The 13,895-nt window shown below is 74.2% G+C and carries 14 protein-coding genes; 4 read left to right on the top strand and 10 right to left on the bottom strand.

Going from position 1 to position 13,895, the window contains the following annotated elements; all coding sequences use genetic code 11:
* Positions 1-95: 95 nt before the first annotated feature.
* From ACWDCZ_RS35325 to ACWDCZ_RS35310, 4 genes are all read right to left on the bottom strand, one after another.
* Complete coding sequence (locus ACWDCZ_RS35325) at positions 96-1,475, bottom strand: hypothetical protein (protein ID WP_449818005.1); 1,380 nt, start codon at positions 1,473-1,475, stop codon at positions 96-98.
* Positions 1,476-1,481: 6 nt separating this feature from the next.
* Entirely contained in the window at positions 1,482-2,252 is a 771-nt protein-coding gene (locus ACWDCZ_RS35320) for a hypothetical protein (protein ID WP_449818004.1), read from the bottom strand.
* A gap of 18 nt (positions 2,253-2,270) precedes the next feature.
* Positions 2,271-2,510 (bottom strand): ABC transporter permease, encoded by a 240-nt coding sequence (locus ACWDCZ_RS35315; protein WP_234348641.1) that lies wholly within the window; start codon positions 2,508-2,510, stop codon positions 2,271-2,273.
* A gap of 399 nt (positions 2,511-2,909) precedes the next feature.
* Complete coding sequence (locus ACWDCZ_RS35310) at positions 2,910-3,536, bottom strand: TetR/AcrR family transcriptional regulator (protein WP_049660629.1); 627 nt, start codon at positions 3,534-3,536, stop codon at positions 2,910-2,912.
* Between the two features lie 204 nt (positions 3,537-3,740).
* Here ACWDCZ_RS35310 and ACWDCZ_RS35305 point away from each other — a divergent pair, with 204 nt between their 5' ends.
* A complete protein-coding gene (locus ACWDCZ_RS35305) occupies positions 3,741-4,499 on the top strand; it encodes an SDR family oxidoreductase (RefSeq protein ID WP_074003674.1) in 759 nt (252 codons plus the stop codon).
* An 8-nt stretch (positions 4,500-4,507) separates the two neighbouring features.
* Here the strand turns inward: ACWDCZ_RS35305 and ACWDCZ_RS35300 are convergent, their stop codons facing one another.
* Entirely contained in the window at positions 4,508-5,329 is an 822-nt protein-coding gene (locus ACWDCZ_RS35300) for an NAD(P)H-binding protein (RefSeq protein ID WP_449818003.1), read from the bottom strand.
* A 97-nt stretch (positions 5,330-5,426) separates the two neighbouring features.
* On the opposite strand from ACWDCZ_RS35300, the gene ACWDCZ_RS35295 reads away from it, so the two are divergent.
* Positions 5,427-5,840, top strand: coding sequence for a winged helix-turn-helix transcriptional regulator (locus tag ACWDCZ_RS35295; RefSeq protein WP_049651883.1), 414 nt, complete (start codon positions 5,427-5,429; stop codon positions 5,838-5,840).
* A gap of 33 nt (positions 5,841-5,873) precedes the next feature.
* Here the strand turns inward: ACWDCZ_RS35295 and ACWDCZ_RS35290 are convergent, their stop codons facing one another.
* From ACWDCZ_RS35290 to ACWDCZ_RS35275, 4 genes are all read right to left on the bottom strand, one after another.
* Positions 5,874-7,157, bottom strand: a complete 1,284-nt coding sequence (locus ACWDCZ_RS35290) for an alpha/beta hydrolase family protein (RefSeq protein ID WP_107418803.1) — start codon at positions 7,155-7,157, stop codon at positions 5,874-5,876.
* Between the two features lie 120 nt (positions 7,158-7,277).
* Entirely contained in the window at positions 7,278-8,492 is a 1,215-nt protein-coding gene (locus tag ACWDCZ_RS35285) for an acyl-CoA dehydrogenase family protein (RefSeq protein ID WP_449818002.1), read from the bottom strand.
* Between the two features lie 6 nt (positions 8,493-8,498).
* Positions 8,499-9,527 carry a phosphotransferase family protein gene (locus ACWDCZ_RS35280; protein ID WP_449818001.1) on the bottom strand — a complete coding sequence of 343 codons (1,029 nt, stop codon included), beginning with the start codon at positions 9,525-9,527 and terminating at the stop codon, positions 8,499-8,501.
* Between the two features lie 171 nt (positions 9,528-9,698).
* Positions 9,699-9,920, bottom strand: a complete 222-nt coding sequence (locus ACWDCZ_RS35275; protein ID WP_387824120.1) for a hypothetical protein — start codon at positions 9,918-9,920, stop codon at positions 9,699-9,701.
* A gap of 466 nt (positions 9,921-10,386) precedes the next feature.
* Between ACWDCZ_RS35275 and ACWDCZ_RS35270 the strand changes: the two genes are divergently transcribed.
* On the top strand, positions 10,387-11,610 hold the full coding sequence (locus ACWDCZ_RS35270) for a hypothetical protein (RefSeq protein WP_449818006.1): 1,224 nt from the start codon (positions 10,387-10,389) through the stop codon (positions 11,608-11,610).
* 80 nt (positions 11,611-11,690) lie between these two features.
* On the opposite strand, the gene ACWDCZ_RS35265 is transcribed toward ACWDCZ_RS35270, so the two are convergent.
* Positions 11,691-12,503 (bottom strand): isocitrate lyase/PEP mutase family protein, encoded by an 813-nt coding sequence (locus ACWDCZ_RS35265; protein ID WP_449818000.1) that lies wholly within the window; start codon positions 12,501-12,503, stop codon positions 11,691-11,693.
* A 189-nt stretch (positions 12,504-12,692) separates the two neighbouring features.
* Here ACWDCZ_RS35265 and ACWDCZ_RS35260 point away from each other — a divergent pair, with 189 nt between their 5' ends.
* Complete coding sequence (locus tag ACWDCZ_RS35260; protein WP_449817999.1) at positions 12,693-13,763, top strand: helix-turn-helix transcriptional regulator; 1,071 nt, start codon at positions 12,693-12,695, stop codon at positions 13,761-13,763.
* Positions 13,764-13,895: the final 132 nt, after the last annotated feature.

Raw genomic sequence — 13,895 nt, 5'->3', positions numbered from 1 at the left:
TGAACCCCTGCCCCGAAAGCCACAGTGCCCGACAGCAGGGCGCCCGCCACGACCGGTCGTGGCGGGCGCCTTGGGATGCGGGGGTGCGCGGGTGCTCAGGCGGCCCGGTGGAAGAAGAACGGGTCGATGGACGGCGGCACCCGGGTGACCCCGTCCGAGCTGAGCAGTTGGTGGGTGGTGAAGTTGGCGTTGCGCTGGTAGGTCACGCCCACCGGGAAGTTGGCCCGGTCGGGGGTGTTGTTTCCGGCGAAGACGCCGTAGAAGTCCTTTCCGACCGTGACCATCCGGAGGTAGTCCCCCAGGTACGGCAGCTGCGTCCCGGCCGACGGCACGTCGCCCGGGGCCTGGTGCAGCACATGGCTCTCCGTCGTCCCGAAGCCGTCGGCGGTCAGTTCCAGCACCGTCGACCACTGGTTGTGGACCAACTGCTGGTAGACCAGCCCGACCAGGCCGTCGGAGTTGACCGCCAGCGACGGGTTCTTGCCGTTGACCACGTCCGGGCGGGCCGCGGCCCAGGTCTGGCCCCGGTCCGCCGAGTGACGGCTGTGCAGCACGTAGTCGGTGGGGGCGGTTCCGCCGAGGTTGTCGCAGTAGGCGATCCAGACGCTGTTGGAGTCGGTGGGGTCCACGGCGACGGCCAGGTCCGCACCGGTGCGCTCCTGGCCCAGCGACCGCTGGTGCGGGTTGAACCGGGCCTTGCGGCCGGTGACCACGCGCTGGCCGACGTCGCCGACGGCCGAGTCGAGGAGGTCCTCGAAGGGGTTCGGTCCGACGCCGCCCTTGTCGTCACGGGTCATCACGACGTCGAAGGTGATCAGGGCCCCCGCGCCGGTGGCGGTCACGCTCAGGAAGGCGACGTAGATCGTGCCGTCCGGGTGCGCGGCGATCCGCACCGGCGGCCCGTCGAAGAGCGTGCCGGTGTGCCGGTCGAGCTTGACGGGCGCGAAACCGGCCGGAGCGGGCCCGGTGCCGGCGTCGTTCGAGACGTCCACGGTGGCGGTGCCGCCGGGCTGGGCGACGTCGTTGCTGCCGATGTACACCCGGTCGCCGCTGCCGCCGTTCGCCGTGACGGTGGTGGCGACGACCCAGGGCTGGTCCTCCCCGCTCCGGTCGACGAGCACGGCCATCGGCGTGCTCGCGGTGATGTCCGGCGCGCGCAGGACCTGCAGGTCGCCGCTCTGGCCGTTGAGGATGCCGGTGTAGAGCCGGCCCCCCGCCCCGCCGAAGCCGACGCTGATGTCCCCGGTACCGAGTGCCCCGTTGCCCGGGACGACGCTGTTCAGCACCCAGGTGTCCCCGCCGTCCGTCGAGACGTAGACGGGGGCGAGCGGCCCGTTCATCGGGTCGGGGGTGAAGGCGGTCGCGACCATCTCCAGCGGGTTCTCCGGGTCGACCGCGAGGTTGGGCTCACTGTCCAGGTTGGTGTCGCCGCTCAGCGCCTTCGGGGTGATGTTGACGACCTTGATGGTGGGCATGTCGGCTCACCTCCGTTCCCGCAGCACGGCGAGCCTCTGCGCCGGCTGGTAGTCCTCGGGGTGGAGCAGCCGGTACGGCGCCCGCGCGGCGAGCTCGCCCCCGGTGGCGTGCAGCAGCCACAGGCCCAGCTGCCCGGGCGCCGGTTTGGGCACTGCGCGCCAGCGGATGTCCCCGCTGGCCGGGTAGAGCACGGTGGTCGGTCCGGGGGCGGCGCCGCCGGACTCGACGAGCGAGACGTCGAGTGTGGCCCGCCACCAGTGCGGGTCGTGCTCGGAGTACTCGGCCAGGCCGAGGTCCTCCAGGCCGACCACGGTGGCGACCACGACGGCGTCCGCCTCGGCGGCGTGCGCGGCCAGGTCCTGGTCGCGGATCTCCCGCTGCACCGAGGAGAAGGGGAGTTCGTCGGCCGTGGTGGCGGCCAGCGAGACGTGCTGCCGGACGGCGTCGGCCGGCAGCCGGCCGACCTCGGCCACGCCCAGGCCCTCCCCGTAGACCATCCCCCTGGTGAAGAAGGCCGCCGTGTCGCCGACCTTCAACAGCTCGGCGTCGGTGGCCAGTTGGACGGTGACCTCGCTGCCGCCGAGCTGCCGGAAGGCCGCGGGTGCGTGCAGCACCTGGTCCACCCGGACCACGGCGGTCCGTTCGTTCCTGGCCTCGGCCGGCAGGGCGGCGAGCGAGGTGCCGCCGACCCTGGTGACGGTGCCGAGGAAGCTCAGCGGCGCACTCCGGACGAGGTCGGTCAGCCGGGGTGCGGCGGCGGGTGCGGTGTCGGTCATGACGGTCCTCCGATCCGCTCACCGCGCGGCGCGGACCGGGGCCGGGTGCGCCCGGCGCCACTCGGTCCGCGCGCCGAGCGCGCACCCGGCGGTGACGGCGGCCGCGAGCGCGACCACCAGCCACTCCGCGGCGCCGCTGCCGGCGTCCGGGTCGAGGCCGAGCAGCGTCTCGATCCACTGCGGCCACACCAGGGTGAGCAGGAACAGGAGCCCGGACAGCGCGCCGAGGGCCGTCTCCAGCCAGAATCGCGGGCGCACCGGGCTCGGTCGTCGATGGGCGGGGGCTTGTTGGGAAGGCATTGCCGCGCCTCCCCTCTCCCTCCACCCGGGCCGCGCCCGGCGCGCCACGCGCGCCGTCCCGGTGCCGCCGGGCCGCACGGGCCCCGCGACACGGCCGGCCGGACCGGCCCGGGTCGGGGTCTGCTCCCGTCGGCGCCGCCGGTCGGGGGCGTGGCCGCCGCGGGAGGGTGCTGCTGGGGGCGCGGCGCGGGGCCGCGCGGGGGCCGTCTCTCGGGGCCGGGTGGTGCCGAACGTCGTCGGCGCCGTACGTCTACGAGGCACACGTACGAGGGACACGTACTGCGTATACGAGTCTGCTCGCCTCGTCGCAGCAGGTCAAGGGGCCCGGAGCGGCACGGACGGCACGGGGGCGCCGGCTCAGACCCGGGCGCCGAGCATCCGCAGGACCAGCTCCCCGTAGCGGCGCCCGAGCTCCTCCGGCGCCTCGGAGGAGTTGTCGGTGTACCAGCGGGAGACGTCGATGCCCAGCGAGGTGACCGCGCGGGCCGCCGTCCGCACCTCCGCCACCTGGAACTCCCCCGCCGCCACGCCCGCCTCGATCAGCGCGCTGACCTCGCGCTCGATGTCCAGCCGCAGCGCCGCGACCACCGCGTAGGCGTCCTCGGGCAGCGCGTGCAGCTCGTAGTTGACCACCCGGCCGACCGTCCGGGCCCGGGCGTGCCAGGCGGTGAACTGCTCGACCAGCTCCCGCATCCGCTCGGCCGGTCCGCCCCCGCCGGCCACCGCGCCCCGGACCAGGGTCAGCGTGGCGGCGTGCCCGGCCCGGCTGATCTCGGCCAGCAGCGCGGCCTTCGACTGGTAGTGGATGTACAGCGCGGCCGGACTCATCCCCGCCGCCGTGGCGATGTCCCGGGTGGTGGTGGCGTGGAAGCCGCGCTCCGCGAACGACTCGACGGCGGCCTGGAGCAGCCGGTACGCCGCTTCGGGGCGGGCGTCGGCGCCGGGCAGGGTCGGCCAGAGGTCGGCGAGCGGGGTGCTGGTCATGGCGTCATCCTCCCAGAGAAACTCGTACAGGCTTTCGCGCCGGCCGCCCCTCGGCCCGCCCCTCGGCCCGACCCCCGACCCGGGCCGGCGTGCGACGGGCAAGCGGTCGGCGGACTGTTGACAGCCTCCCGCACCGACAGCATGCTGAGCAAGCGCTTAGTCAGCTGACAGCAGGGATCCCCCGCACGAAAGGCAGGACGCTCCGTGGTGCACTCCTTCAAGGGCCGGGTGGCCGTCGTCACCGGATCGAGCCGGGGCATCGGCCTCGGCATCGCCCGCGAGCTGGTCGACCGCGGGGCCAGGGTCTGCCTCACCGCCCGCAACCCGGAGCCGCTGGCCGAGGCCGTCCGCGACCTGGGCGGCCCGGAGAACGCGATCGCCGTCGCGGGCAAGGCCGACGACCCGGCGCACCAGGAGGAGACGGTCACCCGCACCCTGGAGGCCTTCGGCCGGCTCGACCACCTGGTCAACAACACCGGCATCAACCCGGTCTACGGGCCGGTCCTCGACACCGACGAGGCCGCCGCCGCCAAGATCCTCGCCGTCAACGTGCTGGCCCCGCTGGCCTGGACCCGCCGCGCGCACGCCGCGTGGCTGGGCGAGCACGGCGGCTCGGTCGTCAACGTCGCCTCCATCGCGGGCATCCGCTCCTCGCTCGGGATCGGCATGTACGGCGTCAGCAAGGCCGCGCTGATCCGGCTCACCACCGAACTCGCCGCCGAGCTGGGCCCCCAGGGCATCCGGGTCAACGCCGTCGCCCCCGCCGTGGTCAAGACCAGGTTCGCCGAGGCCCTGTACGAGGGCCGCGAGGAGAAGGTCGCCAAGGCCTACCCGCTCGGCCGCCTCGGCGTCCCCGAGGACATCGCCGGCGCCGTCGCCTTCCTGCTCTCCCCCGACGCCGGCTGGATCACCGGCCAGACCCTGGTCGTCGACGGCGGGGTCACCCTGGGCGGCGGCATGTGACCCGGAGGTCACCGCCCCTCGGCGATGACCTCCAGGGCCGGGCGGGGCGCGCGGCCGAGCAGGGCCGCGAGGTCGCCCGGCCCGCCCGGGCCGGCGAGGAAGCCGTGGGCGATCGCCGAGTAGGTGCCCACCACCATCGGCACCTGGAAGTCCCGGGCGTCCGAGGCCGCCACCGCCGCGCGGGCGTCCGTCAGCCGTCCCGGCCGGTACGCGGCGCCGAGCGCCTCGGCCACCTCCGCGCCGCCCACCGCCCGCTCCCCCACCAGCTCGTACGTCCGGCCCGCGTGCCCGTCGGGCGCCAGGGCGACGTTCACCGCCGCCTCGGCCAGGTCCGCCCGGGCCACCGCCGCGAGCCGCCCGTCGCCGAGCGGGGCGCTGATCACCCCGTCCGGGCCGGGGGCGGCGATCGCGCCCAGGAACTCGGCGTACAGGCCGTTGCGCAGCACCGTCCAGCGCAGGGTGGCGGACTCGCGCAGCCGCCGCTCGGTCCAGCGGTGGGCGAGGGCGTAGGGCAGGTGGTCGCCGTCGCCGGAGAGGCTGGTGTAGACCACGTGATCGACGCCCGCCCGCTCCGCCGCCCCGATCGCGGCGCCGTGCCGGGCGATCACCACGTCGTCCTCGGCGGCGCCGGCCGAGATCAGCAGCAGGCTCCGCACGCCGGTGAAGGCCTCCGCCAGTGTCCGCGGCCGGTCGAAGTCCACCAGCCGGGCCGGGACGCCCGCCGGCACCCGCTGCGGTGTGCGCGAGCCCGCGACGACGCCCTCCCGCCCGGCGAGCCGCTCCAGCACGAGCGCGCCCAGGCCTCCGTTGACTCCGGTGACGAGCAGCATGGGGTTCCTCCAGGGATGGTCGGTCGAGCAGATGATCGGTCGTCGGCTTCGCGACCATCCTCGGTAGCCTGGGCGTCCGGCGTAAGGAGGCACTTCCATGTCAGCAGGGCACACCGCGGTAACCACCCCCCGCCCGGTGGTCTGGTGCGAGGAGGGCGTGGACTGCGGGATCCGCGACCTGCTGGACCGCCTGGGCGACAAGTGGTCCGTCCTCACCGTCGTCGAACTCGCCCAGGGCGTACGGCGGTTCCGCGAGCTGCAGCGCGCGCTGCCGGGCATCTCGCAGCGGATGCTCACGCTGACCGTGCGCCGCCTGGAACGGGACGGCATGGTCTCGCGGACCGTCCACCCGACCGTCCCGCCGCAGGTGGAGTACGAGCTGACGCCGCTCGGCCACAGCCTGACCCACCTGGTGCGGGCGATGACGGACTGGTCGTACGACCATCACGACGCGATCGTCGACTCCCGGCGGCGGTGGGACGGGGCCAACCCGGGCTCCGGGATCCGCTGACCCCGTCCGGTGCCCCCGGCACGCCGGGCCCGGCTACCGCTCGTACGCCATCTCCGGGAAGCGCGCCGAGGGCCCGTCCAGCAGGTGGTCGTCCTGGCCGCGCAGCCAGCGGTCGAAGAAGGACGCGACGTAGCTGCGGGTGGCGAGTTCGGCCCGGCCGGGGCGGATGTCGCCGACGTCCTTGCGCAGCTGGTCGGCGCCGAGCACGCCCTGCCGGGCGAGCTGCGGGAGCAGCGGCTGGGCGTCGGTGTACGAGCCGTGCCGGGAGCCGGTGAGGGTGACGTCGGCGTGCCAGCCGGTGCTGTGCCGCCACAGGGCGTTCCAGCCGGGCTGGTCGCGGTAGCCGCCGGAGTCCTCGCTGCCGGTGCCCATCAGCAGGAACGGCCGGTCGAGGCCGTCCTCGGCGACGCTGGGCAGGAAGACGCCGGTGTGGCCGTCGGGGCCGGGGAAGTGCAGCTGGCCGTCCATGTTGATCCCGGCCGCGATCCGCGGGTCGTCGTGCATGGTCTGGAGCGCGGTGAAGCCGCCCGCCGACTGGCCGACCATGCCGATCCGGCCGAGGTCGAGGGCCCCGGCGACCCCGGCGGGCAGGCCCGGCCGCTCACCGAGCGCGGCGAGCTGGTCCAGCACGAAGCGGGTGTCGGCCACCCGGGTGTCCATCGCCTTGCGCAGCACCGCGCCGACGTCCAGGCCGGGCTGCCCGAGCATGCCGGGGAGCACCGAGGGGGCCAGGTCGCCGCCGGGGAAGGCGACTTCGGAGGCCTCGTAGGTGTGGTCGACGGTGACCACCAGGTAGCCGCGCGAGGCGAGGTCCTCGACCAGCGCCGTCCCCCAGGTGCGCGGGTCGCCGAGGCCGGGCGAGTACAGCACCACCGGGCGCGGGCCGCCGGGCAGCGCGGGGGCGTCCCGGCGGGCGTGGGTGCGGATGGCCGACCAGTCGGTGCGGCCGGGCGTGGTGCCGTAGTTGAGCAGGCCGACGCCGTCCGGGCCGTCGAAGTGCCGCCCGGCGGCGGGCTCCATGTACGGGGCCCGGTCGTCGCCCGCGGCCGGCCGGGAGGTCGGGTACCAGAGGCTGATCATCAGCTCGCGCCGCTGCCCGGGGTGCCAGGGGTCCTCCCGTGCGGTGTCGGTGAGGTGCACGGCGGTGGTCCCGATCGGGTACGGCCCGCTGGGCTCCGGCAGCCAGGCCCGGGCCTGCCGCCCGGGGCTCGTCTCCCCCGGCGGCGGCAGGACCGCTCCCGCGGCCGTGCCGATCGTGCCCACCGCCGCTGCCGCCGCCAGCACCGCCGCCGCCACCGCCCGTCCCGGAATTCCCATGGTGTCCCTCCGTGTTCCGATCGATCGAACACGCAGGACACTACGGTCGGGAACGGGCCGCCGCCGTCATACCTGGGGGCCAACCGGCCCCGGAATACCCGGGTGTCACACCCCTACGGGTCAGCGCCGGTACTGCCGCAGTTCCCTCCGGGCCAGCGAGCGCTTGTGCACCTCGTCCGGGCCGTCGGCCAGCCGCAGGGTGCGGTTGCCGGCCCAGAGCTGGGCGAGCGGGGTGTCCTGGCTGACGCCCGCCGCGCCGTGCGCCTGGACGGCCTTGTCCAGGATCCACTCGACGGTGCGCGGGGTGGCGATCTTGATCGCCTGGATCTCGGTGTGCGCCCCCCGGTTGCCGACGGTGTCCATCAGCCAGGCGGTCTTCAGCACCAGCAGCCGCAGCTGCTCGATCCGCACCCGGGACTCGGCGATCCAGTCCTGCACCACGCCCTGCTCGGCCAGCGGCTTCCCGAAGGCCACCCGCTCGTTGGCCCGACGGCACATCAGCTCCAGCGCCCGCTCGGCGATGCCGATGGCCCGCATGCAGTGGTGGATCCGGCCGGGGCCGAGCCGGGCCTGGGCGATGGCGAAGCCCGTACCCTCCTCGCCGATCAGGTTCCCCACCGGGACGCGGACGTCCTCGAACAGCACCTCGGCGTGGCCGCCATGGTCGGCGTCGTCGTACCCGAACACCGTCATGCCGCGCCGGACGGTCACGCCCGGGGTGTCGCGCGGGACGAGCAGCATGCTCTGCCGGCGGTGCGGCTCGGCGGCCGGATCGGTCTTGCCCATCACGATGAGGATCCGGCAGTCGGGGTTCATCGCCCCGGTGATGTACCACTTGCGGCCGTTGACCACGTACGCGTCGCCGTCCCGCTCGATCCGGGTCTCGATGTTGGTGGCGTCCGAGGACGCGACCTCGGGCTCGGTCATCGCGAAGGCCGAGCGGATCCGGCCGTCGAGGAGGGGGCGCAGCCAGCGCTCGCGCTGCTCGGCGCTGCCGAACTGGGCGAGCAGCTCCATGTTGCCGGTGTCGGGCGCCGCGCAGTTGAGCGCGGGCGGGGCCAACTGGATGCTGCGGCCGGTGATTTCGGCGAGCGGGGCGTACTGGAGGTTGGTGAGGCCGGCCCCGAGCTCACCAGGCAGGAAGAGGTTCCAGAGCTTCTGCTTGCGGGCCGCGGCCTGGAGGTCGGCGACGACGGGGGGCACGGCCCAGCGGTCGCGGGCCGGGTCGGCGAGCTGGGCGGCGAGGACGGGCTCGGCGGGGTACACGTGCTCGTCCATGAAGGCGAGCAGCTGCTCGCGGAGTTCTTCCGTCCGGGCGTCGTAGGCGAAGTCCATCGGTTCTCAGCTCTCCTTGAGGGTGCTCAGGCCGTGCCGGGCGAGGATCGGGGCCATCTCGCCGGCGCGCTCGAAGCCGGCGCCCAGGGTGCGGCCCTGCCGGAAGCGGTAGTGGATGCCCTCGGCGACGGCGGCGAGCTTGAACGAGGCGAAGGCGACGTACCAGTCGAGGTCCTCGGCCCGGCGGCCGGTCGCGTCGGCGTAGCGGGAGACGATCTCGTCGGCCTTCGGGAAGCCTGGGGCGGTCATGGCGGAGGGGATGATGCCGCCGCCGACGCCCGCGAGTTCGGTGTACATCACCAGCAGGCCGATGTCGGTGAGCGGGTCGCCGAGGGTGGACATCTCCCAGTCCAGGACGGCCGTGATGGTGTCGGCGTCGTCGACCAGGACGTTGTCGAGGCGGTAGTCGCCGTGCACGAGCGCGGGCGCGGGCGAGGCCGGCAGGCGCTCGGCGAGCCTGGCGTGCAGGCGGTCGAGCTCGGGCAGGTCGCGGCTGCGGGAGGCGGCCAACTGCTTGGACCAGCGGCGCAGCTGGCGCTCCAGGTAGCCCTCGGGCCGGCCGAAGTCGGCGAGGCCGACGGCGGCCGGGTCGATCCGGTGCAGGGTGGCGAGGGTGTCGACCAGCCGCTGCCCGAGTGCGTGCACCCGCCGCTCGCCGAGGGCGGCGAGCGGGGCGACGTCCCGGTGGGCAGTGCCGGGGACGTACTCCATCAGGTACCAGGGGGCGCCGAGGGTCTCGTCGTCCGGGTCGAGCAGGAGCGTCCGGGGCACGGGCACCCCGGTGTCGCGCAGCGCCGTCATCACCCGGTACTCGCGGCCCATGTCGTGGGCGGTGGCGAGGACGTGCCCGAGCGGCGGGCGCCGCAGGACCCAGCGGGAGGCGCCGTCGCCCAGGACGTACGTCAGGTTCGAGCGGCCCCCTTCGACGAGGTCGGCCCGCAGCGGCCCCTGGAGGAGGCCGGGCAGCTCGCGCTCCAGCCGGGACCGGAGACGGGCCAGGTCCAGTCCGGGCGGGTCGACGGGGGTCTCGGCCATCGGGCGGCTCCTCGGGGTGGATCCTCATTGACTAAGCGCTTGCTTAGCATTCAGCCCGAGGATGTCCCCTGTCAATGCCGCGAAACCCGTCCGGGGGCCCTCCGGCGGGAACGGCGACGCCCGGGTGGCGGTTCGGACGAACCGCCACCCGGGCGCGTCGAAGGGGCGGGTCTAGCGGGGTGCGGCGGGCTGGGTGGCGCCGGCCACGCCGTAGACGGTGACGGCGGGCTTGGGGACCGAGGCGGGCGCGGCGGTCGCGGCACCGGCGGCGGCGACCGCGACGCCGGTGAGCACGCAAGCGGCCACTGCGGCGGCCCCGGCCGCGGCGGCGAGCCGGCTGCGGACGCTCGTGGTCGAGGGACGGTCCAGCGGGCGGTAGTACGTCCTGTTCATGACACACCAGTCCAATCGGGAAGGTCCACGGGACGCCGCACGAGGGCCGTGGGGCGCCGGAGGTTCGCTGAGCTGGAGCGACCCTAGCCGGGGCCGGAACGGCTGGGCACGTAGCGCCATGCCCATGCCACGAACTTGGCCGAAACCCGCGTGACGCCCGATCAGCTGCTGAACCCTTCGGCGGCCGCGGCCGTTGCGGTGGCGGCGACGATGAACCACCCCTCACCCCCACACCCTCCGAGGGCCTCCACCGGAGCCCGCTCGGCGCGCCATCTCCCATGCCCTACAAGGGAGTTCCTCACCAGGCCCACCCCCACCAAAGCCACACCTTCCCGACCTCGACAGAGGTCGATCAAAAGTGTTCTGATGATCACATTCATCGATCATCTTCTGAACAGCTCCTGATTGAAGATCAGAGAAATGGGGTCCCGTGCGGACTGCTCGCGGCTCGGCCATCCTGCTGGCGATGGGGGTCCTCGGGGCCTCCGCCCTGGCGACGGGATGCGACGGCACACCGAGCAGACCCACCGCCACCACCGGCACCACCCCGCCCAGCCCCGCCCCGAGCACCACCACCGAGGCCCCCGCCCCGCCACCGCCCGCCCCCACCCCCACCTGGGACGGCCAGGTCAAGGTGCTCGGCGACGGCTCCACCTCCGACACCGGCCCGCAGCCCAAGCAGCCCGTGCCGGAGAAGCTCAAGCCCGGGGAGAAGCCGCCGCAGTTCGTCGTCTTCTCCTGGGACGGGGCACTGGAGGGCGACGACCGCCAGTTCTCCCGCTTCCGCAAGCTCGGCGCCGAGAACAACGCCCAGATGACCTTCTTCCTGAGCGGCCTCTACACCCTCCCCAAGTCCAAGAGCACGCTCTACAAGCCGCCGCAGCACAAACCCGGCGACGCCTCCATCGACTACGCCACCGACCCCCACATCAAGGACACCCTGGAACAGCTGCGCCTCGCCTGGCTCGACGGCAACGAGATCGGCACCCACTTCAACGGGCACTTCTGCAACGCCAAGGGCGGCGGCGAGTGGAGCACCGAGGAGTGGAAGAGCGAACTCGACCAGGCCGTCTCCTTCGTCACCAACTGGAAGACCAACACCGGCTTCAAGGACCTCCCGCCGCTCCCCTTCGACTACACCAAGGAACTGGTCGGCGGCCGCGCCCCCTGCCTGGAGGGCCAGAAGAACCTGCTGCCGGCCGAGAAGGCGACGGGCTTCCGCTACGACGCCAGCTCCCCGGGCGAGTTCCAGGTCTGGCCGACGAAGAAGGAGGGCATCTGGAACTTCCCGCTGCAGCTGCTCCCCACCCCCGGCAAGTCCACCCAGAGCCTCTCGATGGACTTCAACTTCCTGGCGAACCAGTCCGGGAACACCACCAACGGCGACCCCAGGAAGTACGACACCTGGGAGAAGGAGACCCGCGAGAGCTACCTCGCCGGCTTCGAACGCGTCTACAACGGCAGCCGCGCCCCGCTGTTCATCGGGAACCACTTCGAGTCCTGGAACGGCGGCATCTACATGCAGGCCGTCGAGGACGTGATGAAGGGCGTCTGCAAGCGCGACGGCGTCCGCTGCGTCTCCTTCCGCCAGGTCGCCGACTGGCTCGACGCCCAGGACCCGAAGGTCCTCGACCAGCTCCGCCAACTCGACCCCGCCCAGCCGGCCGACTGGTCCCGCCTGGCCAAGTAGCCCGACGGACCGCCACCGGAGACCCGGCGCCGGCGCACGGGCGCCGGGTCTCCGGCCGGACCGCCGCAGCCGGGGCTCGGTCAGCCGCTCACGGTGAACAGGCCGTTGAGCGCCGGGTAGTCGATGGTCCGCCGGAGGGAGTCGTAGCCGCCGGCGCGGTGCAGGTCGAGTGCCGCCTGCCGGGCCGCGGCGTAGGCGGCCTGGGCCACCCCCGAGCCGAGGCTGACCCGGGCCACGCCCAGGGCCCCCAGTTCGTCCACCGGCGCGGTGCCCGGCCCCGCCATGATGTTGAGGGGCACCGTCAGACCCGCGGCCAGCTCCTCGATGACGCCGGGGTCCGTGACACCGGGGACGAAGATCCCGTCCGCGCCGGCGTCCACGTAGGAGCGCGCCCGTCCCAGCGTCTCCCGCAGCCGGGTGGCGGGGTCGCCCAGCCCGAGCAGGTAGGTGTCGACACGGGCGTTGACGAACAGGTCGACGCCCGCCCGCCGCGCCGCACCGCGGGCGGCCGCGATCCGGTCGGCAAGGGTGCCCGGCGGGCGGGTGCCGTCCTCGATGTTGACGCCCACCACGCCGGCCTCCAGCACCCGCGTGACGGTCTCCGCGACCTCGGCCGGGCTCTGTCCGTAACCGCCCTCGATGTCGGCGGTCACCGGGACGGCGACCGCCGCCGCGATGCGCGCGATGGCGTCCAGCACCGGGCCCCGGGGGACGCGGTCCCCGTCCGGGGCACCGAGCGACCAGGCCACCCCGGCGCTGGTGGTGGCGATCGCGGCCGCCCCCGCGGCCTCGATGACGCGGGCACTGGCCACGTCCCAGGCGTTCGCGAGCGCGAGCGGACGAGCGGGAGTGTGGAGGGAACGGAAGAGCGCGGACTTGCTGGCGTTGATCATGCCCCCAAGGCAACCAGCGGCTGCCACCGTTGTCCGGCGGAAAACCGACACCAACGACCGTAGGCCCAGGCCGCCCGAGCGCCGGGCGGGGCGGTCACGGGGCGTCGCCAGGAGGGCGGTTCGGGCCGCCTTGCCACCTCGTCGTTCGACACGTGGGTGGGGCGCGAACTGTCGTGCTAGCTTCACCGGATGGGGCGACGTGGGGTGGCGGGGCGGGCGGCGATCGAGGGGGTGCGGGAGCTTGCCGGGGCGGGCTTGACGGCACCCGAGGTCTTCCGGCGGGCGGATGAACTGCTGCGGCCGGTGCTGGAGTTCGACGCCGTGTGCTGGCACACCGCGGATCCGGCGACCGGGTTGGTGAACTCGGTGCAGAGCGAGGACCTCGCCCTGGACGCGTTCGAGCACGCCGTACGGCTGGAGGTGTGGGCGGACGACGTGGCGACCTTCCCCGAGATCCGGCGCAGCGGGGTGCAGGCCGAGACGCTGAGCCGGGCGACGCGGGGGTCGCTGCGGGAGAGCGTGCGGTTCCGGGAGCAGGTCAGGCCGGCCGGGTTCGGGGACGAGTTACGGGCGGTGTTCGACGCGGCCGGCGGCATGTGGGGGTGCGCGGCGTTCCTGCGGGCTCCGGACCGCGGTCCGTACCTGGAGGGCCAGCGGCAGCTCGCCGACGCCGCTGCCCGGCACCTGGGCAACGCGCTGAGGGCCTGTCACGTACCGGCCGGCCCGCCCGAGGAGGCGGATGCCGGGCCGGCGGTGCTGGTGCTGGACCGGCGCAACCGGCTGCAGGCGCTGTCCGGACCCGCCGAGGAGTTGCTCGCCCGGCTGGCCGACCCCACCCCGACCTCGTTGACCGTCCCGACCGGCGTGGCGATGGCCGCCGAGCAGGCCCGCCGGGCGGCGCACGGGCTGCCCGTCCCGCAGGCCCCGGTGCGGGTCTGGAGCCGGGACGACCGCTGGTACCTGCTGCACGGTTCCGCCCTGCGCGACGGCGGGGCGGCGGGCGCGGTGACGGTGGTGGCCTCGCCCGCCTCGCCGGCCGAGGTGATGCCGCTGTACCTGGCCGCGTACGGGCTGACCGCCCGCGAGCGGGAGGTGGCGCTGCTGCTGGTGCGCGGCGGCGACACCCGGGACGTGTCCCGGGCCCTCGCGATGACGCCGTACACGGTGCAGGACCACCTGAAGTCGGTGTTCACCAAGACCGGGGTGGGCAGCCGCCAGGAGCTGATCGCGCGGATCATGCTCGGCGAGGGGCGCTGCTGACCCGCGCCTCATGGCCGGCCCGAAGGCGCCCTCCCGACCGCCGCGCGGCGGGGGGGAGGGGGCCGGGTCGGTCGGGCGGCGGGGGTGTGAGCCCCAGTTTGCCACCAGCGGGGTGTCGCCCGGGTTGGCGCA

This window comes from Kitasatospora sp. NPDC001225 (assembly GCF_053597855.1).
The sequence above is the reverse complement of the archived record's forward strand: the minus strand, read 5'-3'. Positions and strand labels throughout refer to the sequence as shown.

Coding starts and splice junctions, on each gene's coding strand:
- ACWDCZ_RS35295 (WP_049651883.1), top strand. CDS start 5,427: ATGTCAGCAGGGCACACCGCGGTAACCACCCCCCGCCCGGTGGTCTGG.
- ACWDCZ_RS35325 (WP_449818005.1), bottom strand. CDS start 1,475: ATGCCCACCATCAAGGTCGTCAACATCACCCCGAAGGCGCTGAGCGGC.
- ACWDCZ_RS35300 (WP_449818003.1), bottom strand. CDS start 5,329: ATGCTGCTCGTCACCGGAGTCAACGGAGGCCTGGGCGCGCTCGTGCTG.
- ACWDCZ_RS35270 (WP_449818006.1), top strand. CDS start 10,387: ATGGGGGTCCTCGGGGCCTCCGCCCTGGCGACGGGATGCGACGGCACA.
- ACWDCZ_RS35320 (WP_449818004.1), bottom strand. CDS start 2,252: ATGACCGACACCGCACCCGCCGCCGCACCCCGGCTGACCGACCTCGTC.
- ACWDCZ_RS35285 (WP_449818002.1), bottom strand. CDS start 8,492: ATGGACTTCGCCTACGACGCCCGGACGGAAGAACTCCGCGAGCAGCTG.
- ACWDCZ_RS35310 (WP_049660629.1), bottom strand. CDS start 3,536: ATGACCAGCACCCCGCTCGCCGACCTCTGGCCGACCCTGCCCGGCGCC.
- ACWDCZ_RS35280 (WP_449818001.1), bottom strand. CDS start 9,527: ATGGCCGAGACCCCCGTCGACCCGCCCGGACTGGACCTGGCCCGTCTC.
- ACWDCZ_RS35260 (WP_449817999.1), top strand. CDS start 12,693: ATGGGGCGACGTGGGGTGGCGGGGCGGGCGGCGATCGAGGGGGTGCGG.
- ACWDCZ_RS35265 (WP_449818000.1), bottom strand. CDS start 12,503: ATGATCAACGCCAGCAAGTCCGCGCTCTTCCGTTCCCTCCACACTCCC.
- ACWDCZ_RS35275 (WP_387824120.1), bottom strand. CDS start 9,920: ATGAACAGGACGTACTACCGCCCGCTGGACCGTCCCTCGACCACGAGC.
- ACWDCZ_RS35290 (WP_107418803.1), bottom strand. CDS start 7,157: ATGGGAATTCCGGGACGGGCGGTGGCGGCGGCGGTGCTGGCGGCGGCA.